Origin of the sequence: Bacteroides sp. FSHCM14E1, from assembly GCF_019633785.1 — a bacterium.
GTDB lineage: Bacteria > Bacteroidota > Bacteroidia > Bacteroidales > Bacteroidaceae > Bacteroides > Bacteroides hominis.
In genome coordinates this window covers 63,133-85,563 of sequence record NZ_JADKYL010000001.1, presented here as the reverse complement: position 1 = coordinate 85,563, position 22,431 = coordinate 63,133, and the positions used below count along the sequence as shown (strand labels likewise).

General features: G+C 41.6%; 17 protein-coding genes. 13 read left to right on the top strand and 4 right to left on the bottom strand.

Annotated features, from left to right (window positions below):
* Window positions 1-10: 10 nt before the first annotated feature.
* Window positions 11-2,320 (bottom strand): hypothetical protein, encoded by a 2,310-nt coding sequence (locus ISX59_RS00365; RefSeq protein ID WP_220575524.1) that lies wholly within the window; start codon window positions 2,318-2,320, stop codon window positions 11-13.
* Window positions 2,321-2,950: 630 nt separating this feature from the next.
* On the opposite strand from ISX59_RS00365, the gene ISX59_RS00360 reads away from it, so the two are divergent.
* The 4 genes from ISX59_RS00360 to hemG are packed head-to-tail and all read left to right on the top strand — an operon-like array spanning window position 2,951 to window position 9,028.
* Window positions 2,951-5,020, top strand: a complete 2,070-nt coding sequence (locus tag ISX59_RS00360) for a TonB-dependent receptor (RefSeq protein ID WP_032543889.1) — start codon at window positions 2,951-2,953, stop codon at window positions 5,018-5,020.
* Window positions 5,021-5,037: 17 nt separating this feature from the next.
* On the top strand, window positions 5,038-6,267 hold the full coding sequence (locus ISX59_RS00355; RefSeq protein WP_022012200.1) for an MFS transporter: 1,230 nt from the start codon (window positions 5,038-5,040) through the stop codon (window positions 6,265-6,267).
* 5 nt (window positions 6,268-6,272) lie between these two features.
* Window positions 6,273-7,637 carry an oxygen-independent coproporphyrinogen III oxidase gene (hemN, locus tag ISX59_RS00350; protein WP_005776722.1) on the top strand — a complete coding sequence of 455 codons (1,365 nt, stop codon included), beginning with the start codon at window positions 6,273-6,275 and terminating at the stop codon, window positions 7,635-7,637.
* Window positions 7,638-7,639: 2 nt separating this feature from the next.
* On the top strand, window positions 7,640-9,028 hold the full coding sequence (gene hemG, locus ISX59_RS00345) for a protoporphyrinogen oxidase (RefSeq protein WP_022012201.1): 1,389 nt from the start codon (window positions 7,640-7,642) through the stop codon (window positions 9,026-9,028).
* Window positions 9,029-9,208: 180 nt separating this feature from the next.
* Here hemG and ISX59_RS00340 read toward each other — a convergent pair whose 3' ends face one another.
* The gene (locus tag ISX59_RS00340) at window positions 9,209-9,982 is read right to left on the bottom strand and encodes a class I SAM-dependent methyltransferase (RefSeq protein WP_005776720.1); all 774 of its coding nucleotides are present in this window, start codon (window positions 9,980-9,982) and stop codon (window positions 9,209-9,211) included.
* 403 nt (window positions 9,983-10,385) lie between these two features.
* Here ISX59_RS00340 and ISX59_RS00335 point away from each other — a divergent pair, with 403 nt between their 5' ends.
* A complete protein-coding gene (locus tag ISX59_RS00335; protein ID WP_022012202.1) occupies window positions 10,386-11,228 on the top strand; it encodes an aldo/keto reductase in 843 nt (280 codons plus the stop codon).
* A 600-nt stretch (window positions 11,229-11,828) separates the two neighbouring features.
* Here ISX59_RS00335 and ISX59_RS00330 read toward each other — a convergent pair.
* Entirely contained in the window at window positions 11,829-13,199 is a 1,371-nt protein-coding gene (locus tag ISX59_RS00330) for a S41 family peptidase (protein WP_032543890.1), read from the bottom strand.
* A gap of 129 nt (window positions 13,200-13,328) precedes the next feature.
* Between ISX59_RS00330 and ISX59_RS00325 the strand changes: the two genes are divergently transcribed.
* The 5 genes from ISX59_RS00325 to ISX59_RS00305 all read left to right on the top strand — a co-directional run bounded on the left by ISX59_RS00325 (window position 13,329) and on the right by ISX59_RS00305 (window position 18,302).
* A complete protein-coding gene (locus ISX59_RS00325; protein WP_022012205.1) occupies window positions 13,329-13,871 on the top strand; it encodes a hypothetical protein in 543 nt (180 codons plus the stop codon).
* 139 nt (window positions 13,872-14,010) lie between these two features.
* Window positions 14,011-15,273: a carboxypeptidase-like regulatory domain-containing protein gene (locus ISX59_RS00320; RefSeq protein ID WP_032536408.1), complete on the top strand. Its 1,263-nt coding sequence runs from the start codon at window positions 14,011-14,013 to the stop codon at window positions 15,271-15,273.
* A gap of 49 nt (window positions 15,274-15,322) precedes the next feature.
* Window positions 15,323-15,874, top strand: coding sequence for an RNA polymerase sigma-70 factor (locus tag ISX59_RS00315; RefSeq protein WP_005808756.1), 552 nt, complete (start codon window positions 15,323-15,325; stop codon window positions 15,872-15,874).
* A complete protein-coding gene (locus ISX59_RS00310; protein WP_022012207.1) occupies window positions 15,871-16,716 on the top strand; it encodes a FecR family protein in 846 nt (281 codons plus the stop codon). Before ISX59_RS00315 ends, ISX59_RS00310 begins: the two co-directional genes overlap by 4 nt.
* 26 nt (window positions 16,717-16,742) lie before the next feature.
* On the top strand, window positions 16,743-18,302 hold the full coding sequence (locus tag ISX59_RS00305) for a carboxypeptidase-like regulatory domain-containing protein (RefSeq protein ID WP_220575523.1): 1,560 nt from the start codon (window positions 16,743-16,745) through the stop codon (window positions 18,300-18,302).
* Window positions 18,303-18,315: 13 nt separating this feature from the next.
* Here ISX59_RS00305 and ISX59_RS00300 read toward each other — a convergent pair whose 3' ends face one another.
* Window positions 18,316-19,215: a DMT family transporter gene (locus ISX59_RS00300; RefSeq protein ID WP_005776710.1), complete on the bottom strand. Its 900-nt coding sequence runs from the start codon at window positions 19,213-19,215 to the stop codon at window positions 18,316-18,318.
* 98 nt (window positions 19,216-19,313) lie between these two features.
* Between ISX59_RS00300 and ISX59_RS00295 the strand changes: the two genes are divergently transcribed.
* From ISX59_RS00295 to mtgA, 3 genes are all read left to right on the top strand, one after another.
* The gene (locus ISX59_RS00295) at window positions 19,314-20,657 is read left to right on the top strand and encodes an MATE family efflux transporter (RefSeq protein ID WP_005776709.1); all 1,344 of its coding nucleotides are present in this window, start codon (window positions 19,314-19,316) and stop codon (window positions 20,655-20,657) included.
* Between the two features lie 154 nt (window positions 20,658-20,811).
* The gene (locus ISX59_RS00290) at window positions 20,812-21,486 is read left to right on the top strand and encodes an OmpA family protein (protein WP_005776708.1); all 675 of its coding nucleotides are present in this window, start codon (window positions 20,812-20,814) and stop codon (window positions 21,484-21,486) included.
* Window positions 21,487-21,614: 128 nt separating this feature from the next.
* Window positions 21,615-22,361 carry a monofunctional biosynthetic peptidoglycan transglycosylase gene (mtgA, locus tag ISX59_RS00285; RefSeq protein ID WP_032540577.1) on the top strand — a complete coding sequence of 249 codons (747 nt, stop codon included), beginning with the start codon at window positions 21,615-21,617 and terminating at the stop codon, window positions 22,359-22,361.
* Window positions 22,362-22,431 lie beyond the last annotated feature (70 nt).

Here is a 22,431-nt window from a genome sequence, read left to right as displayed (position 1 = left end):
TGCTTATATTTTATTTATCTTTATAAGTTACACTAATTGCAGGCATATTTTTATATGTATTTTCAACATAATATGTACCATCATCTACTTTCTTCTTGAGAATTCCTAAAGATACAGAGTTAGAGTAGACAAAAGCACTATTCGCCCCCACTGAATAGATTGTAGCTCCCAGATACGGACTAAGGGCAGCATATTCAGGTTTATTATAACTTGACTTATTATGCTCGCTTGTAGCTGTTTGCACTCCCAACGGAGAGGTATATGTAAACTTAACATAACAAAGTAGAAGTCCCTTCGCTTCTTCCGGGGTATAATATTCAGGTTCAATGTAATCTATGCCGTTCGGTTTCACTGTTTTTACCAATTTACTCTTAGATATGATATTGAAATCAATAGTCGAAAAGTCAAACTCCCCCTGAGCTCGATTTAAGAATACATCATCTCCACTTTCAGCAGATGCCTTAGTCAAAACTAATGTTTTAAGTGTAGGAGGTATCTGGTAAGGTGCCATTTTACATACTCCATTCCAATAAATCTTTTCTCCATAATAAGGGGTATCTTTTACTATTGAGAAATAGTTATCTTTTCCATCCCAAAAGTCAGCTATTCCATTTTTTATATCAGCAAGGTTCTCTTTAACATATCTATTAGGATTAATAGACATTGATGTACTGCTCATATTAGGTGTAGAACTTTCTATTTTTTTCGTTTTATCAAGAGATGTCGGATCTTCCGGATTTGTAACCTGGTATGCCGTAAACCCGGCATTTACATTAGGTAAATAGCTGGGAAGAGTTTTCCATTCCGCACCAGGATCTGTCTTTCTTTCTACTCTAAACTGCAGGTTATGTTCAAAATCAAGATATGGAGAGGTGGCAATATAAATCATTCTAATCTGCATTCTGTTAGGGACATAAGTGTTTTCTGCAGATTCCTTTGTCACATTATTAATAGTTACCTCCTTAACTTTTCCCCATCGAGCATCCACATCATCAATCTGAGGAAGATCTTCTTTCGGAATAATAAACTCCCCCTCCTCATTGGCTGTGTAGGTTTTAGTCGGATCCAAGCCGGGGATTCCCTTAACTACAGCCTTTGGGGCCTTATTACCAGATTCATCATACACACGATAAGCTACTCCTCCATCGGTTGTACGGACATACTCGCCAAATTCTTGCTGCGAATAAAGCGCAATTACGTTAGGTACTCCTTTAATAATAGTAACTTCAGCACCCGGTTTGCCTGGAATACCGGGTTTTCCATCCTTACCGTCCGCACCATCTTTGCCATCCGCACCTCTCAAAAACTCCCAAAAATCACTCAAAGAGGTTTTACCACAATCCCAATCCAAAGACGGATTATGGGGATCTTTCACTTTAGGCCCAGTATTATTACAACCGGCCTCAACACTCTCTACCCACAATTCATAAGCGCTCTTTCCGTTAGCACCATCCTTTCCATTGCTACCATCCTTTCCATCGGCACCATCTTTTCCATTAGTACCATCTTTTCCATCAGCACCATCTTTTCCATTAGTACCGTCCTTTCCATTAGTACCGTCTTTGCCATCAACACCATCTTTACCATATGCACGAATACCGGTATCTTTCCCATTAATATACCAGTTTCCATTAGTACCGATCATTACCTCTGGCGATCTTCCATCTTTACCTATCGCAGCCTTTCCGGTATCTTTCCCATTGATTACCCAGTTTCCATTTTCTCCAATTGTAATAGTAGGTGTTGTTCCCGCAACTCCCTCTTCACCTCTGGAGGGTCTTCCTGTATCTACCCCATCAATCAGCCAGTTACCATTATCCCCAATCGTAACAATCGGTGGAACAGCATCTTCACCATTTCGTCCGTCCCTGCCCTGTGCGCGTATTCCAGTGTCCTTATTACCAATCCACCAATTCATATTATCTCCGATATGAGGTGTCTGGCCATTCTCACCACTCGCTCCTGTCAGATAATACCAAAAATCTCTAAGATTATTTTGAGATACGGGCCATTTACTTCCCGGACGGTGAGGATTATCTAAAGTACCTGTAGCTACATCCTCTCTCCAAAGTTCAAAAGCATTTTTTCCATCCAGACCGTCTTTACCTTTTAAGTACTTAAAAAAATCAGTTATCTCAGTCTCTTGTTTAGGCCAGGATATCACTCCATTCTCTACATTCTCTTTCCAGAATTCGTAAGCCGACATTCCTCTATCACCTTTAGGACCTTTGGGCATCGTAATATCCACTTCTGTGCAAGCCCACCCTAAAATAATGGTTAAGATATAAACCATTAAATGTAATAATTTAGCATTGTTCATTTTGTTTATCAATAAAATGTATAAAATAATTATATAAACGACAGTTGACAATACAGATATGGGGATAAAAAGTCATATTATCAGAACCGCGTTTAATAAGTACGTACTTTCTGATGCAAAAGTAATATCTTATAAACTCTTATATTTATATAAAAAAGAACACTATTTATATGTATCAGACAATTTCAGAATACCGGCACTATAATTGGCTAACTATTAAATAGCCGCAATGCATCCTGAGGAAAACAGAAGTAACATAAACCTCTATACAACAAATAAATACAATCTATAAGCAAACTATTACTTCCTATAAACCGACGAAAACAACATATGATTTCCATCCCCGGAAGTTATATCATAAAGCCCTTTTAGGGAAAATATAAAGGAGCTGTCGTCGCTAACAGAAATCAGTCAAATGAAGCAATACCCCCTATTTATACTATTCTGATAGAATTGGGTGGTTTGTTATATACCAGAAGAAAACACGAAAAAGGCACACGACCAATAATGTCAGAATAAAAGATAAAAACGATTAATGCAAGGCAAACTGAAACTGGTAGATAAAATCCTAAGAAATGAGGATTGCCCGCTCTGGAAACATGGTCTACCTTTGCCGCAAATTCTAAAAATATGATAAGAAAACTATTTTTCCTCCTACCCTTTTCCACAATGGTTTCAGCTAATGAACCCGATACGGTATTGGTTAAGCCTATCAATCTGGATGAAGTAACGATAGTAGGTTTTAAACAGAACAATCCCAATCGTGAACCACTTTCTATTTCTACCTTAGATAATCGCTTCCTTAAAGAAAATGAAATATCGGGAGCTAAAGACTTAAGCTCCTTACTGCCTAATTTCTATATGCCCGATTATGGATCTAAACAAAACTCTCCGGTTTATATCCGAGGCATAGGAGCAAAAAAAGATGCTCCATCGGTGGGGTTTTATGTCGATGGAATTCCCCATTTTGAAACCTCAGCTTTCGATGTTGACTTGTCGGACATAAGTAGTATAGAGGTGCTTCGCGGCCCACAAGGCACTCTCTACGGACGTAACTCCATCGGTGGAATTATCAATATATACACCCATTCACCCCTTGATTATCAAGGTACACGTTTTCGCTTAGGATATGGCAGTTACAATGATATTCGATTGATGGCTTCAAACCATACAAAGGTAAACGAACAACTGGGCTTATCCATTAGCGGCAATTACCACCACAATGATGGCTTTTTTACAAACCTGTATACCCATAAGAAAGCGGACAAGCTTGATAATGGAGCAGGACGAATCGGACTGATATGGAAACCTGCAGCCCATTGGACCACCCGTTTCATAACTTCCTACGAGTATTCGAATCAGGGAGGATATCCATACGGATTGTACAATGCCGATAACGGAACAACAGAAGCCGTAAACTACAATGATGAAGGACTGTATCGACGAAATCTGTTGACTTCCGGGGTTAATGTACGCTACGATGGTTCCCGCATTAGTTTCAACAGCCAAACCTCCTATCAGTATATACAAGATAAAATGGGGATTGATCAAGATTTCTCGCCTCGCAATATATTCTACGGGCAAAACCGGATACGACAGCATATGTATTGCCAGGAGTTTACAGCAAAATCTGTCAATAACAGTCGTTATCACTGGATAACGGGGCTTTTTGCTTTCCGGCAAACGGTAGATAGGAAAGTTGACCTCAGTCGTTTTACAGATACCACCCGGCATCTTACTAATAGTGAGATCCCCACTCAAGGGATTGCTTTTTATCATCAATCCACACTCGATCTGTTCCAAGGTTTGTCCTGCTCTGTGGGTTTACGTTACGATTATGAACAGGCCCGATGCGATTTTTCCAAAGTGCAACAGCCGTTGGATGGTAAGGGAGAAACAAAATCTCTCGGACAATTCGACAGATCCCTTCACTTCAGCCAGTTTACTCCCAAGTTCAGCTTGCAATATCTCTCATCCCACAATCAATTGCTTTACGCTTCCGTATCCAGAGGATATAAAACCGGAGGATTTAATGTTTCTTTCCTCAACGATGACGAGTATATCTATTCACCCGAATATAACTGGAACTACGAAATAGGCGCCAAGCTATCTTTCCTGAATGGTCGACTGACAACCGACTTAGGATTGTTCTATATAGATTGGCGCAACCAGCAGATAACCAATACTATTCCGGCTGTAGGTAATATAATCCGAAACGCCGGTCGCTCTCGCAATAAAGGCGTCGAAATAAGTTTGCAGGCTCGTCCGGTAAATTCATTGGTCGTACATATGAATTATGGATATACAGATGCCCGATTTGTTCACTATAAGAAAGAAGAACGTGGCACCCTAAAAGATTATGGGGGTAATTACCTGCCTATGGTCCCCTGTCACACCTTCTCTTTAACAGCCGGATATACATTCTACAACATCTGCTCCTGGATCGACCGCCTTACACTCAATGGTGGCGTATCGGCAACAGGCCCAATCTATTGGTACGAAGACAACCAAGCCAAACAAAACCTATATGCACTGGTCAATCTGAAAATTGGTGCGAGTAAAGGAAACTTTACGTGGGAAGTCTGGAGCAAAAACCTCACCAATACCGACTATCTGAGCTACTACTTCGTGACAAGCAAAGCCTATGCGCAAAAAGGAAAACCCATCACCCTGGGGACATCTGTCAGCGTCCGTCTTTAATCAAGCAACATCAAAAAATGGAAATAAACAGATTTTTCCCACTATCCCAGAAGACACTGAACCTTGGTACGTTTTTCTGTCTATATATCGCACAGGCCATCCCGATGAGTTTCTTCTCTACTGCCATACAAGTATTGATGAGACAGGCTGATTACTCTCTTTCGTCCATCGCCTTATTACAGCTTATCAAACTTCCATGGATATTGAAGTTTCTTTGGGCACCACTCATCGACCGGCATTGCATCACCATGAAAGACTATAAACGCTGTATCATTTCATCCGAAATAGTATATGCTTTACTGATCCTTTTAGTAGGGCTACTCGACATCCAGACAGACCTTTACCTCATTATCGGATTGGTGTTTCTATCACTTGTAGCTTCAGCTACACAAGATATAGCCACAGACACACTTGCTGTACTTTCTTTTGACAAGCGGGATAAAAGTTTGGTCAACAGTATGCAATCAATGGGTAGCTTCGGAGGTACATTAATAGGAACGGGCGTGCTGCTTCTTGTTCTCCAACACTATGGCTGGCATGCAGTGATACCGTGCTTATGCATTTTCGTACTATTGGCAGTTATCCCGTTACTGAAGAATAAGCGCATGAAAATGACTGTCAAGGAATCTGCAAAGCGAGCACGACTTACCGATTTTATATGGTTCTTTGCCCGCCGCAGTATCTGGAAACAAATAGGATTCCTACTACTTTACTACGCCAGCATTATCGGCATTTTATCGGTACTGCGTTCTTACCTGGTTGATCTGGACTATTCGATGAAAGAGATAGGCATTATGATAGGCATCGTAGGTACCGGAGCCGCTTTCGCATCATCTTTTCTGGCCGGATTACTGGTTCGCAAAATCGGACGATATTATTCCAGAATACTATTCGCGATATTCATTCTGTTTACCACACTCTATTTTATGTGTATTTCGTGGACGCCTCCCTCACTCCCAATGCTCTGTTTGGGCATCGTACTATTGTGGAGTGCCTACGGTATGGCAACCATTGTGGTATATACCACTGCCATGGATTGTGTACGCAAAGGATGCGAAGGAACTGATTTTACCATTCAAACTGTACTCACACACCTAAGTGGTCTGCTTATGGCCTTTCTTAGCGGAGTGGTGGCCGACAGGGTTGGTTATCACGGTCTATTTATCTTCGAAGTCGTATTGGCTTCCATATCGCTGATCTATATCTTTTGTTTCTTCAGAAAAGAATCTCAAACTATTCATTCTTAACACATATGTATACTGAAATAATCAATAAATACAATGTACCGGTACCCCGATACACCAGTTATCCACCGGCCAATTATTTTGAACCGTTTACCAACAGCCGCTACCTGGAGGCTGTGCAGCAATCGAACAAGGTTTCAGAACGTGCGTTATCGTTTTATCTGCATATCCCGTTCTGTCGACACTTGTGTCACTATTGCGGATGCAACTCATATCCTATGGCACGTCCCGAAGTCATTGAATCCTATGTAAAGGCCTTGCACCAGGAGATGGATCAAATTCTTCCTTTGTTGGACAAAAGCCGCCCGATCGCACAAATACATTATGGAGGCGGAAGCCCCACAGCCATTCCTATAGCCTTGATCAAAGAGCTGAATGCTCACCTATTATCATCATTCCGGATGATCGATCGTCCGGAAATAGCCATTGAATGCCATCCCGGATATCTTTCTGAGAAAGATTGGCTACAGTTAACCGAATGTGGTTTTAACCGTGTCAGTATTGGCGTGCAAGACTTTAACATCGAAGTCCTGAAAACAGTGAATCGCCGCCCTTCCTTAGTAGCGATGGAAGATATCTTTGCTCTGCTACGTGAAAGGGGGGTAAGCATCAACCTTGACTTTCTTTATGGCTTGCCCAAGCAAACAGTAGAAAGCTTTGCCCGTAGTATAGAGCAAGCCATTTCCTTATCACCCGACAGACTGGTCACATTCAGTTACGCCCACGTGCCTTGGATCAATAAACGACAGTTGATTCTGGAGAAATCAGGTCTACCCGATAATCGTGAAAAACGGAATATGTTTGACACTGCTGCCAAGCTATTGCTTGAATCCGGTTATCAATCTATCGGAATGGATCACTTTGTACGCCCAAACGATGAACTGAGTATCGCCATGCAAACCAAAAAATTACACCGCAACTTTCAGGGTTATTGTACCCGACGCACTACTGCACAGGTATATGGCTTGGGCGTAACTGCTATCAGCCAACTCGAATCGGCCTATGCTCAAAACACGAAAGATATTCCCCACTACATCGAGACTATCGGCAAAGGCGAACTATGTATTACCAAAGGCTACGCCCTTTCTCCAACCGAGCAATTAACCAGAGAAGTGATTGAAACCTTAATGTGCAATGGATGCATCGATTGGAAAGCTCTGTCAAACCGTTTGCACGTATCAGTACCGACTCTAAAAGCCGCTACAGCCTATGATGAACAGAAACTGTCGGTCTTTGCCAATGACGGGCTTATTTACTATACTGATGACTATCTTGAGATGACAACCGAAGGTTCGGCATTTGTACGCAACGTAGCCGCTTCACTTGACAAGCTTATGCTCCATACCCCACATTCATATTCAAAACCTTTGTAAAAATGAACCAAGCAGAAACAAAAAATTATCGTTTGCGAGACACGATTATCATTGGTGCAGGTCTCACCGGACTGACTATCGCCTATTACCTCACTCGCAAGGGATGTGATGTCGAAGTAATCGAACAACAATCCCGCACGGGCGGTCAGATATGTACCTACCACGAAAGTGGCTTCACCTTCGAAAGCGGACCGAATACCGGTATAATCTCTCACCCTGAAGTAGCCGAACTTCTCGAGGCACTCTCTCCAATCTGCCGTTTAGAAACAGCCCGCGAAGCTTCCAAACAACGTCTTATATGGAAAGGTAATCGTTTTCACCCTCTCCCCTCGGGACTGTTCAATGCAATTACCACGCCGTTGTTCAGTACAAAAGATAAATTAAATATCCTATGCGAACCTTTCCGCTCAAGAGGAAACAATCCTGACGAAACCATTGGCGAACTGGTACAACGTCGCTTGGGCACGTCTTATCTGCATTATGCGGTAGACCCGTTCATTTCGGGTGTCTATGCCGGTGACCCCATGCGGTTGGTCACCCGTCACGCCCTCCCTAAGCTTTATCAGCTTGAACAGACCTATGGCAGCTTCATTCGCGGTGGCATTGCAAAATCGTTTTCACCCCGAAACCAACGCGATCGACTGGCCACACGAAAAGTTTTCTCTACCCATGGAGGCCTCAGTAATCTGACAGGAGCATTGGAACAGGCCATTGGAAATAAACGATTCTCATTGGGAGCCACCTCAACATCCCTGATACCTTGTGAGCGTGGTTGGTTGGTTTGCTTTACAGATGCCAACGGAAAGGTCGATCAAATTCGTTGTCGGAAGGTGATAACCACCATACCTGCCTATGCCCTGCCTCCACTTCTTCCTTTTATCCCCACCGAACAAATGAACCGGATTAGCAATCTTACCTATGCTCCCGTTATGCAAGTCTGTGTGGGTCTGCGTAATACTTATGGAAAAGAGTTCCCTGCCTTTGGGGGATTGGTTCCTTCCTGTGAACAAAAATCTGTTTTAGGTATTTTGTTTCCATCGGCTTGCTTCAGCAACCGTTCTCCAAAGGATGGCGCCTTGTATTCATATTTCCTGGGCGGAACAAGGCATCCCGAACTCCTGACAAAAAGCAATGACGAAATTACCACGTTAATTGGCACTACCATGCACGAGATGCTGAATTATCCTGTTGGAATAGTACCCGATCTGATACGCATCTTCCGGCATGAAAAAGCCATTCCCCAATACGAAAGCAGCAGCGCCGACAGGTTTACCACAATTAACGAACTACAAAAGCAATATCCCGGATTGGTATTGGCAGGAAATCTCAAAGGAGGAATCGGTATGGCCGACCGCATCAAACAAGCTGTCGAGATTGCCCGCGAAAAATAAACCTTTCTTATCGCCTACCTATATTTACAAACAGTCTGAAAAAACACCTATCAATCCTTACGACACTACTTAAAAGAAAGGATTGGGAAAGATGAAATTCATTTTCCCAATCCTTTTAAAGGTATTTATCAATACCATAATAATAACCTTTAGAGCCTCTTTAACTTTTTGACAGGAACATCAGATTTTCTTTCCTATGTAGAACACATACCCATAATATTCCTTATACTTATAGTAAAGTTGGGTCTCATGACGCTGGTTGGCAATAAAATCCACAGCAGCTTTATTACCGGCATATTTTTTCAGAAAATTCTCCTGGGCTTCTACTTGTGGAGTATAAAAATGTTCTATCCAACAGTTTTCAGGTAAAATAAAACAGGCAACAGGGATATACCCGGCCCTTTGCATTTGGGCAACCTTATTGGGAATAGTATCTATCTCAGGATAAGCATCCATCCAGAAGTCATTAATCTCGGCAGGCCGTTTATCAGTAAACCAGGAAACTTCTGAGACAGCGATATAGCCCCCTATTTTCAAATATTGCCACCACTCTTTCAGCCCATGCTGAAAACCTATATTATAAATTGCTCCTTCGGACCAGATCAAGTCCAACTCTTCTCTACTGAATGGAAGATTGTCCATTGAACCTACAATTCCCTTTACCCGATCTTGTAAGCTCAACTGACTGGCATGGTAGTTGAAAATGTCTATAAAAGCAGGAAACAAATCTAAACCTATGATTTGTCCGGATGTATGCCCGGCTAATGTCATTGTCTGAGTGCCTGTACCACAACCAAGATCAGCTATACGAGAATTTTCGTTCAGATCCTCAATAAAACTAAGAGCTTTAATGGTCACTTCAGGACTGCCAGGCCCCTGTCGTTTTATACTTGAGAAATATTCGCAGATTAAATCGAAATCGAATTCGTGAATTGATTTATTATCGTTATTCATGATGCTTTAATTTATTAATGTATATATATGAAAATATCTCAGACAAAAAATATGCCTGAGCCAGAATTGCAGCATAACCTCAAACTTACGTTTAAAAGGTTATTTACTTCACGGAATCCTTCTTAAGTTTAAACATCCAAACTTTTTTAGTAGAACGCAAAGATAACCACAATTTTTATTATGACAACAGTTGGAACAAGTTTATCTTATAAGTGTTTTCAAACCATCTGGTAAACATAATGCAATAATACTTTTTAATCCGTAATAAAGGTAATAAAAGCTGTAATCCATATCCTATATCAACGAACAAAACCGACTATTTTTGCATTTGAATCAAAAAGGCAAAAAACAACTGAATGATCAGTCTAATGCCGGTAAATGTGTAATCTAATAATATATGATTATGGAATATGTAAAACTGAACAATGGCATTGAAATGCCGATTTTAGGGTACGGAGTATATCAAGTAACTCCCGAAGAGTGTGAAAGATGCGTATCAGATGCTATCAGTGTAGGGTATCGGCTGATCGATACAGCCCAAGCCTATGGAAACGAAGAAGGCGTGGGAAATGCCATCCGAAAATCAAGCATTCCCCGCAAAGATCTATTTATCACTACGAAAGTTTGGATATCGAATGCAGGCTACGAAAAAGCAAAGGCATCTATTGAGGAATCCCTGCAAAAATTGCAAACCGACTATATCGATTTGCTTTTGATTCACCAACCTTTCAATGATTATTATGGCACTTATCGCGCCATGGAGGAAGCAAACAAAACAGGTAAAGTGCGAGCTATCGGAGTCAGCAATTTCTATCCCGACCGCTTTGTCGATCTGGCAGAATTCTGCGAGATAAAGCCAGCGGTGAATCAAATGGAAACCCATGTATTCAATCAACAAAGAAAACTACGGGAAGTCATGCAGGAATACGGCACAGAACTAATGGCTTGGGGACCGTTTGCCGAAGGTCGAAATGATTTTTTCACCAACGGGACTTTGGCCGCCATTGGTGTCAAATATGGAAAGTCGGTTGCACAAGTTGCTCTACGTTTCTTAATTCAGCGTGGCATAATAGTAATACCCAAGTCTACACATAAAGAACGTATGATTGAGAATTTCAATGTCTTTGACTTCAGTTTGACAGAAAGAGAAATGACGGTTATAGCCGCACTTGACAATGAAAAAAGTCTATTCTTCTCACATTATGATCCGGAAATGGTAAAATGGCTGATTAACTATGTGAAATAGCTGCAAAGTATATATCTGTATCTACACTTGACGATTGACATTATACAAGCAATATCCTGAGATCCTGATCAGAAAATCGTAGAAAGTCCATTTTGACTAACTATTCATTTTTCAAAAAACAGCGAAACAGGAATGAATCGGCAAGTAAGATGCAAATATTCCGCATATTTATAGGATGAAAGCCGGAAGTCGTTAACAGGAAGTTAACATCGTAAAAACAAAGAACGAACTTCTTATCAAGAGAAAATTAATATCCTGAAAACAGAAAGTTAACTTTCTGTTTTCAGGATATTAATTTCAGAAAGCAAAACAAGATCAAGTCGTGAGAAAAATGATAAACCGAACCAAAAAAAGGCAATTTTCTTCCAGAATTCAACTATAGATGAACATCTGGAGAATAGCATTTTGGAACCATTCCGCTATTTCAGCATTCAATTTAATTACAATATTCGTCAATTGCCCTTCATCGTGGGCACAATATTTCCAAAATACAAAACGCATGAATTATGCTATTGCAAAATCCACGCGTTTTTATTCTATTTGTCATCGTCAGTCCGTAAAGAAACGTCTCTCCGCATTTCTAAAATACAAAATGACAGATTACTTTTCCGATATTCCCAAAGTCAATCCGCGGCGAGGATGGAATTTCATAAGTCTCTTCGTTACAACCATACGTGTTGTTCCTTCTCCTCCTCCGTTTTCCGTTACACCACTCATTGTTTTCAATGCTACACTCAGCAATGTCTCATTCGTATTACCAAAAGGCAGATAAGTGCTTAAATAAGAATCCTCGTTATATTCATATGCAGGTTTGAAACCGTTGACATAATCCGATTTTTCTTGTACGTTGAATACATTACATACAGCTAAATTCAGGATGAACCGATCCGTAGGATGAACAAAAGGCTCTGTAGCAACATATTCTCCCGCAGTTTGAGTTCCTATCAATATCACCTTCATATAAGGGTTAAGGCAATTGATAACCATCTCCGCAGCTCCTCTCGTAGCATTGGTAGTCAATACATAAACAGTAGATAAGTTGAGATTTGCACCCGACTGGATAAGTTCCGGATTGAACGTCAGATCCTGATTCGATTCTACACGTTTATCATTATACCTCAATAAAGCAAGCAATTGATTCATTTTATCAGCCGGTGCAAGCATAGTGCAGAGCAGCTGTACACAATCTAAACTGCCACCGGTGTTATATCGGAGATCTAACACAAACTCATTTACACCATCTGTCTGGAATTTCCGGAAAACTTTCCGTAAATCGTCATTATAGGTCTGACTATCCGCTGTTGATCCCGCTTTAAACTCATTGTACATCAGGTACCCAACCGTTTTTCCATCCCAAGGGATAATATCGAAATAATGGACAGGCTTATCGGTCAAAGAACGTGAAGCAGATATCGTTGTGTCCCCTATCGGTACGACACTACCAGTTGTTTTGCCATCTTCCCCAACTATCTCTTTATATACACCTATTTGAAGCGTCCGGACACCTCCTTGTTGCAATTCCGGCTCTACCTTTTTGGTGATATAATCTCCATCCAGCATCATAATCCAATGCCCACGCTTCAATCCGGCCTCTTCGGCCGGTGACCCTGGAACAACATAAGAAATCAGAGCATTATAAGCCGTATCGTTATCAAGCACTTTATATAAGCTATAGTCGAAGCCATAGCTTGGGATAGGCTCGTCAAGCAGAGAGTCAATATTACTGAAGCCCTTATCCATGGAAGCAACAGCCTTTTTTAGAAATTCTGCCGGCTCCTGAAAGTAATCCGGAGCGGCAGGTGAAGGCATGTCTTTATACCATAAATACTCCTGACGCATCACACTATCTATCCAAATGTCACGTCCCGTCTCCGGATAATATTCCGGCCAGCGGTCTACACCACAGGAAAAAAGACTTGTCAGTATAAGGGTTCCCAATAAGGGAAGTATCAATAGTTTTCCTCTTTTCATAATCTATCGGCAATCATAATCTGCGCAAATGTAGTGAATACTTAGCTTTCATACCACTATTACGATATAAAAAAACTATCTTTGCTTTCATTCAATAACCGGATATAAAATACAAAACACCTTATTACTATGATTGTACAAAATTTAAATTTTGATCAAACGGTTGCATTAGCAAAAGCCAAAGCTGAAAAAATGATAGAAAACGGACTTTATTCACGTTTCAGGTTATCCGATAAAGAGAGATTGGATAAAGCTCTGTTAGGCTGCATCGGAGAGTTAGCATTCCAACAACATTTAAGTAATCTGGGAATTCCATTCGAATTGGATCATACAGACTTCCAATCCCATCATACCGATGAATTTGACGTTAAAGTAAACGATGCCAAAATAGATATCAAAGTGGCAAAGAAAACAACCGCCAATCCTCCATCCGACAACTGGACCTATGGTTATCCACAGGAACAGCACCCCGAAACAAAAGATTACGTCGTTGTAGGGTGGGTAGACTTCAACAGAAAAGAAGTTGGCTTTTATGGTTGGATCAGAGGAGAGCAAATAGTAAGATTTAAAGTTGTCACCCGCAATTCTTATGCCAAGTACCCTTATCTGACACCTAACCATGAATTCAAATGGGGATGTCTCACTAAAGATTTGAACGAGATTTTGAAGTAAAACGATTAGATTGTCCCTGAAAAACACTCTTCATTAAAGTTTTTTTCATTTTTCTCCAAAAACTCATAGGGTATTCTCTGTTTGAACGATCTTATGTATAGGAAGCAAACTATTATTCACCCTTTAAACTCTGAAAAAGATGAAAACGCAATGGATAAAATCAATCGGATGTGTACTGGCAGTTTTGATTCTGTCGGGTGTTATTCCACTGGCAGCACAGGACAATGTGGAAAAATATACGATAGTCAGTGGCGTAATCAAGGATAAATCGAATAAAAAGAAGCTGGAGCATGTCAATGTCTCGATACCGGAAAGTAATATCGGTACCATCACCAATACTGACGGAGAGTTCTCTTTAAAAATTCCCGAATCGATTCAAGCTAAAGACATAGAAGTTTCGCATATCGGTTATCTCAATGCCCGAATCCCCCTGAAAGGAGAAAGCCTCACGGAACAGACCATTTGGCTCTCTCCTTATGCCAACTTACTCAGCGAGATTATAGTACGGGCCAGAGATCCACGAAGCATTGTGGAAGAAGCACTTCGCAAGATTCCAACCAACTACAGTCCGAAAAGCAATATGCTCAAGGGATTCTACAGGGAAATTGCCCAAAAAGGACGACGGTATATCAATATATCGGAAGCCGTAATAGACATTTATAAAACACCCTACAATGAAACAGCCGAACGAGACCGGGTTCAGATTTCCAAAGGGCGCAGACTGCTAAGCCAAAAGCAAAGCGATACACTGGCTGTAAAATTACTTGGAGGTCCCAATATGGCCATTTATATTGATGTAGTAAAGAACCCTGATTGCCTGTTGGCTAAAGAAGATTTATTGTTCTACGAATTTCGTATGGAAGACCCGACCAGCATCGGTGACCGGTCACAGTATGTCATCAGTTTCCGCCCTAAAGTAAAGTTGTCTTATCCTCTGTGCTATGGTACACTCTATATTGACAAGGAACGCCTTTCGTTCACGCGGGCAGAGTTCAATCTCAGTATGGATGACAAAAACAAGGCGACTCAAGCTATTCTGAGGAAAAAACCTTTCGGACTGCATTTCAAGCCGGTAGAAGTATCCTACCTGGTATCGTACAAGAATCAGGGAGACGTTACTTATCTGAGTTATATCCGGAACAACATTCGTTTCAAATGTGACTGGAAACGCAAACTCTTTTCTACCAATTACACGATCTTATCGGAAATGGTAGTGACAGACAGGGAAGAAAACAACATAACAGCCATTCCCTATAAAGTCGCTTTCAAACAAAACCATGTATTTTCCGACAAAGTGGATAACTTTACCAATGACAACTTCTGGGGAACTTATAACATCATAGAACCCACCGAATCATTGGAACATGCGGTAAACAAACTGAAAAAGCAACAGAAACAGTAACCACTTTTTTTAGTATCTTTGACGAATTCTAACTCCCAATACCCCCGATATGCTGAACGACGTATTCGTACTCACTCAAATAAAAGAAGGAAATATAAAGGCGTTTGAAACATTATTCCGCCAATATTATACTCCGCTTTGCCTGTACGCCGCCAGCATAACGGGAGAAACAGACGTAGCAGAAGAAATTGTTGAAGAATTGTTCTATGTACTCTGGAAAGACCGTGAAAAACTTGAAATCTTTCATTCTATCAAGAGTTATCTCTATCGGTCTGTACGCAACCGTTCCATCCAGTACTGCGAACACCAAGACGTCAGAAAACGCTATCAGGATGCGGTTCTATCTATTCCGGAAAATGTGGCTTCAGCCGATCCACAGGAACAGATTGAATACAAAGAACTGCAACAGCTGATAGACAAAACCCTTAAAAAATTACCGGAGCGCCGTTTCCAGATCTTTCGTCTGCACCATACAGAAGGAAAGAAGTACTCTGAGATAGCTTCCCTCCTCTCACTATCGGTGAAGACTGTGGAGAAAGAAATGACCCGGGCACTCCAAACATTACGAAAAGAAATTGAGAACTATATTCAGACATCATGAATCGAATAGAAAAAAACAAGATCAAAACAGACCGGGCGTGGAACAAGTTATATAATCGCCTGGAGACAGATGGGCTGCTACCTGCCGAGGGGCACAGCTCCGCCATACGTCCGGTTGTATGGATCAGCACAATATCGATTGCAGCAATCATATTCCTATGTATCTATCTGCCCATAACATTACGAACCGACAGCCAACCATCTACCGGTGAGTTACTGGTCAAGGCCAATAAAGAAGAGAACATACTGGTCACCACTCTTGAAGATGGTTCTGTAGTCTATCTTTCCGGACAAACCTCATTGCAATATCCTAAACACTTTTCTGAAAAAAGAAGAGAGGTAAGCCTAAAAGGGAATGCCCTTTTTGATGTAGCGGGCAATCGTGCACGTCCTTTCTTCATTGAAACCGGAAAAGTACAGATTGAGGTGATAGGTACAGCCTTCCATGTAAAAAACAGTGGTAATTCTCCATTTGAGTTATCCGTCCAGCGAGGCGAAGTAAAAGTCACTCAAAAACAGAACGGACAAGAAATACACGTCAAAGCAGGAGAAACTGCCACTTTATTACAGAATAAATGGCACCTGACTGCAACCAAAGATTCCAAACAGTTTGCCCGTTATATGCAAAAGATGTGCTTTAAAGACGAACGGCTGGACAATATCCTGCATGCCATTAATCTACGCCAGTCAGAGATCCATTTAGAGAGTTCCCCGGAATTGGACGAACATTTGCTGACAGTTTCTTTTTCGGATGACTCCCCTGAAAAAATGGCCGAATTAATTAGCATGGCACTGAACCTGAAGTGTACACGTAAGCATAATGTAATCACTCTTACTAAGTAGCTCCGGAACTTAAAGAAGAAAAAGAAATGAAAACTTTGAAAAGTCTCTCCCTGCAATATTTATTCACTTGTCTGCTATTGTTTATGGCAGTTCGGGTGAAAGCAGACGGCTCCGGTATCTTCGACCGCATCATCCGGCTTCCAAGAACTGAAGCAACAGTCTATCAATCTTTGGCCAAAATAACAGAAGAGACAGGATATCTGTTTATCTATGACAGCAAACTGATTGACAATGAACGTAAGATAAAATTAAAAGGCGGAAAACGAACCGTACGTCAGGCCATTTATGACATCATCGGCAGCGACAGTCTTCAACTCCGCTCTGTGGATAAGCACATTATTATCAACCAACCGGAAAGCATGGTAACAACTGAATGGAAAGCAAACTCTCACAAAGACAGCACATCCTTTTTCACCCTTGAGGGAATATTGATAGACCAACTCTCCAGAGAACCGATTCCCTATGCTACCGTAAGTGTGCAGGGAACCTCTATTGGCAGCGTTAGCAATCAAAATGGAAGTTTCAGACTTAATCTGCCCGACTCTCTCCAGAACAGCCGGATTCACTTTTCGCATCTGGGCTATGTGCCACAAACGACGGACGCTTCCCTCCTTGCCGGACGAAGCGGTACTTTTGCATTAGAACCCAAAGTAATTCCTTTGCAGGAGGTTATTGTACGTATTGTCAACCCGGTACGCCTGTTGAGAGAAATGCTCAATTTGCGAAAAAAGAATTACTCACAAAATCCTGTCTACCTGACTTCTTTTTACAGAGAAGGAATCGAACAAAAGAATCGGTTTGTCAGTCTGACAGAAGGAATCTTCAAGATATACAAAGCTCCTTCGGACGATCCGGAGAAGGCTGATCAGGTGAAGTTACTGAAAATGCGACGCATCACCAACCAAGCCGTAAAAGACACTTTAATTGCTAAAATGAAATCGGGTATCCACGCCTGTATCGAATTGGATCTTATCAAGAGTCTGCCCGATTTCCTACTTCCGGACTCCAAAGAGTGTGTATACGTTTATACTTCCAGCGATCTTGCCGTAATCGATAACCGGCTTGCCAACGTGATCTACTTCAAACAACATCCGGGCATCAAGACCCCATACTATTGTGGAGAACTCTATATCGATCCTGAAGATGGTGCCCTGCTACGCGCACGATTCGAATTGATTCCCCGGTATATACACAAAGCCGCCAACATGCTGGTAGAAAAAAGAAGCCGCAATATCCGGATCATTCCACAAAAGGTAGTCTATACGGTATCTTATAAGCCCTGGAATCAAACGTATTACATCCACCATGTCCGTGGAGACTTACACTTCAAGATAAAACAAAGGAACAAATGGCTCAGCAATACAAACCTGCATACTTGGTTTGAAATGGTCACTTGTAAGATAGAAACGGGCAATGTCAGCCGTTTCGCTTACAGTGACCGACTGGCTACACATACCATTTTTGCAGAAACTCCATTTGTATACGACAAAGATTTTTGGGAGGATTTCAATATAATTCCTCCCGAAAAAAAGTTAAGTGAAGCCATCGAGAAAATTTCTTCAAAAATAGAAGAGACCGAAAACTGAAGACCATACAGATCTACTTTTTCTTGCCTACTCCTCGTTCGGCAATATAGACTCCACTCAAAATCAATGCCGATCCCAATAGAGCAACTATCGTGATTGTCTCGTCAATCACGATAGCAGAAGTCAGTAAGGTAATAAGCGGAACAACGTAAATATAACTGGTAGTGCAAACCACTCCCAATTGTTTCACTGCCGTATTCCACATAATGTAGCACAGCATCGAAGCAATCACTCCCAGAAAAAGCAGGTTTAAAACAACGACCGGTTGGAAAAGAATATGTGTATCCATCTGCAAAGGAGAGACAAAAAAGAGAGGTAAAAGGGTCAGCAGACCATAAAAGAAAACCTTCCGTGTTATGAACAACGTTGGATAATGAGTATTCATCCGCCTGAGAAGTAAACAATAGAAAGCCCACATCAATGCTGCCGCCAGAGTCAGAATATCGCCAACCGGACTAAGCTGCAGAATGAAACTGCCATTGAACACAACCAGTCCCACTCCAATGAGTGCTATCAAAGAGCCACCTACCAAACGGGCCTTCAATTTGTCACCTTTATAAAAGAAAGGAGCCAGCAGCGCTGTTAAGACAGGAGTTGTACAGATAATGAGTGATACATTTGAAGCAAGCGTCATCCCCAACGCAGTGTTTTCGGCAACAAAATAGAGTGAGCCTCCACACAATCCAAGCCCCACAAACCGCAGTTCGTCCTGCCAACTTTTGGCCCGTAACACACGGGGAGAGAAAAACCAGATACAGATATATGCCAATAAAAAACGGTAGAACAGAATATCGACAGGCGACAGACCATATTTTATCAGGACCTTGGTAGAAACAAACGTAGTTCCCCATATCATTACCGTCACCGCCGCCATCACGTGATACCATCCGGCCGTTTTTAAAGTTGTTTTCATATTTGCCCGATTTGCTATAAAATTTTCTCCGCAAAGATAAGGATTGCAGACGGAAGAAAATCGTATCTTTGCCATTCATTTTCCACAAAAATACCATTATGCAAGGAATCAAGAATCTGACTCAAGGTCCTATCAACAGACAACTGTTCAACCTGGCCATGCCCATTATGGCAACCTCCTTTATCCAGATGGCATATAGCCTGACAGATATGGCCTGGGTAGGACGCCTCGGAAGTGAAGCCGTCGCTGCCGTAGGCTCAGTAGGCATTCTTACATGGATGTCCGGTTCCATTTCTCTATTGAATAAAGTAGGTTCTGAGGTTAGTGTCGGACAATCCATAGGTGCACAAAATTACGAAGATGCCCGTTGTTTTGCTTCGCACAACATTACCATTGCACTTGTTATTTCACTCTGCTGGGGCGGACTGCTCTTTCTATTCGCCCGTCCCATCATCGGCATTTACGAGCTGGAAGCACACATCACCGAAAATGCAATTGCTTATCTGCGCATCATTTCTACCGGACTGCCTTTCATATTTCTTTCGGCGGCCTTCACCGGTATTTATAATGCGGCTGGAAGAAGCAAAATCCCATTCTATATCAGTGGCACCGGATTATTACTTAATATTATCCTCGACCCACTTTTCATTTTCGGTTTCGGATTGGGTACCAACGGAGCGGCCTATGCTACCTGGATTTCACAGGCAGCAGTATTCGGCATTTTCATCTACCAATTACGTTGCAGAGATGCTTTGTTGGAACGGTTCCCGTTTTTCACGCGGCTAAAAAAGAAATACACCCATCGCATCCTGAAACTGGGGCTACCGGTAGCTACTCTCAATACTCTGTTTGCTTTCGTCAATATGTTCCTTTGCCGTACTGCATCCGAACAAGGAGGACACATCGGACTGATGACTTTTACGACCGGAGGACAAATAGAAGCCATTACCTGGAATACATCGCAGGGATTCTCCACAGCCCTGAGTGCTTTTATCGCCCAAAATTATGCAGCCGGACGAACGGACCGCGTAATAAAGTCATGGCATACGACTTTGTTGATGACTTCGGTTTTCGGTACCCTTTGTACCTTACTATTCGTCTTTTTCGGGAACGAAGTATTTGCCCTTTTTGTCCCCGAGCAGGCTGCCTATGAGGCCGGTGGTATTTTTCTCCGTATCGATGGCTATTCACAGCTCTTCATGATGCTTGAAATCACGACACAAGGAGTATTCTATGGCATCGGACGAACAATTCCGCCTGCCATCATCAGTATTACATGTAACTATATGCGTATTCCACTCGCTATTCTGTTTGTCCGTATGGGCATGGGTGTAGAAGGCATTTGGTGGGCCGTGTGCGTCACTACAGTTGCTAAAGGACTGATATTGGCAGGGTGGTTTGCTCTGATTAAACGAAAAGTACTGTCACGCCCCGTAGTCTGAAAAGAAATTGTTCAACTCAGGCAACAAAAGTATATACCTTCTTGTTTTTTTTACAAGGCAAATGACAGGCTAACCAAATAATCTGTATATTTGCCATGTTTTTATAAAATGGAGGTATCCATTTAATTATTAACTATATAAAAAGAGCTTAATTATGAAGAAGATTAAATTTATGGCTTTGTTTCTGAGCATGGCCCTCGTTTTCGGAAGTTGTGGAAGCATGAACAATACAGCTAAAGGCGGTGTCATCGGAGGTGGTTCGGGAGCTGCTTTGGGAGCTATTATCGGTGGTATTGCCGGTAAAGGAAAAGGTGCAGCCATAGGTGCGGCAGTAGGTACTGCCGTAGGTGCCGGAGCAGGTGTGTTGATTGGTCGTAAAATGGACAAAAAAGCTGCCGAAGCTGCAAAAATTAAAGATGCGCAAGTGGAACAGGTTACTGATAACAACGGACTGGCTGCTGTAAAAGTAACTTTCCCGTCAGGAATACTTTTTGCATTCAATTCTTCCGCACTGAGCGCAGCATCCAAACAATCTTTAGCTGAATTTGCCAATATTCTGAAAGAAGATCCAACAGTCGACGTAGCCATTATCGGTCATACAGACAAAGTAGGTACTTATGAAGCGAATCAAAAAGTATCTTCCAACCGTGCATATGCAGTAGAAAATTACCTTCAGTCTTGTGGTGTTAAACCTTATCAATTCAAAAAGGTAGAAGGTGTAGGCTATTCGCAGTACAACGAAGCTGAAACACCTGAACAAAACCGTCGTGTAGAAATATTCATGTACGCCAGTGAGCAAATGATTAAAAACGCTGAGGCTGGTAAATAATAATTTCATAACGCACCCATAGGTGTTTTATGCCATGTGCCAATATACTGATTAATCCTGAATGATGGAGGATATATAAAATCGGTACATTGGCACATTCGTATACCGAACCAACAATATCACACACAATGAAACTCCGGAAACCCTTTCGCATTCTGCGTAACCTGATCCTCTTCTTTTTTATCTCCTCGATCGGCGCAGTCATTTTCTATCGATTCGTACCGGTATATGTCACTCCGTTAATGATTATCCGTTCTGTTCAGCAACTCACTTCCGGAGAAAAAGTGATATGCAAACATACATGGGTACCATTTAATAAAATCTCTCCCAGCCTGCCAATGGCTGTGATTGCTTCCGAAGACAATCGCTTCGCTTCACACAACGGATTCGATATGATAGAAATCAAGAAAGCGATGAAAGAAAACGAAACCCGGAAAAAGAAACGGGGCGCCAGTACCATCAGCCAGCAAACTGCAAAAAACGTTTTTCTTTGGCCTCAATCTTCATGGATAAGAAAAGGATTCGAAGTATATTTTACGTTCCTGATCGAAAGATGCTGGTCGAAAGAACGGATTATGGAAGTCTACCTAAACTCCATCGAAATGGGTAAAGGCATTTATGGCGCACAGGCAACAGCTAAATATAAGTTCAAAACTACAGCAGCCAAACTCACCAGGGGACAATGTGCCCTAATTGCAGCTACTTTACCCAACCCAATACGATTTGATTCGGCACGCCCTTCACCTTATATCAAACGACGTCAGGGGCAAATTCTGCGTCTGATGAATCTGGTTCCGAAATTCCCTTCTGCCAATAAGAAAAAAGAGCAAGGAAAAGATACGAAAAGCCCTCAAAATAAGAAAAAGAAAAAATAACAACTTTAAAATTAAAAGACGATTAATTTGATCACAGAAACATTGTTCAATAATAGCTCAAAAGTCTCAG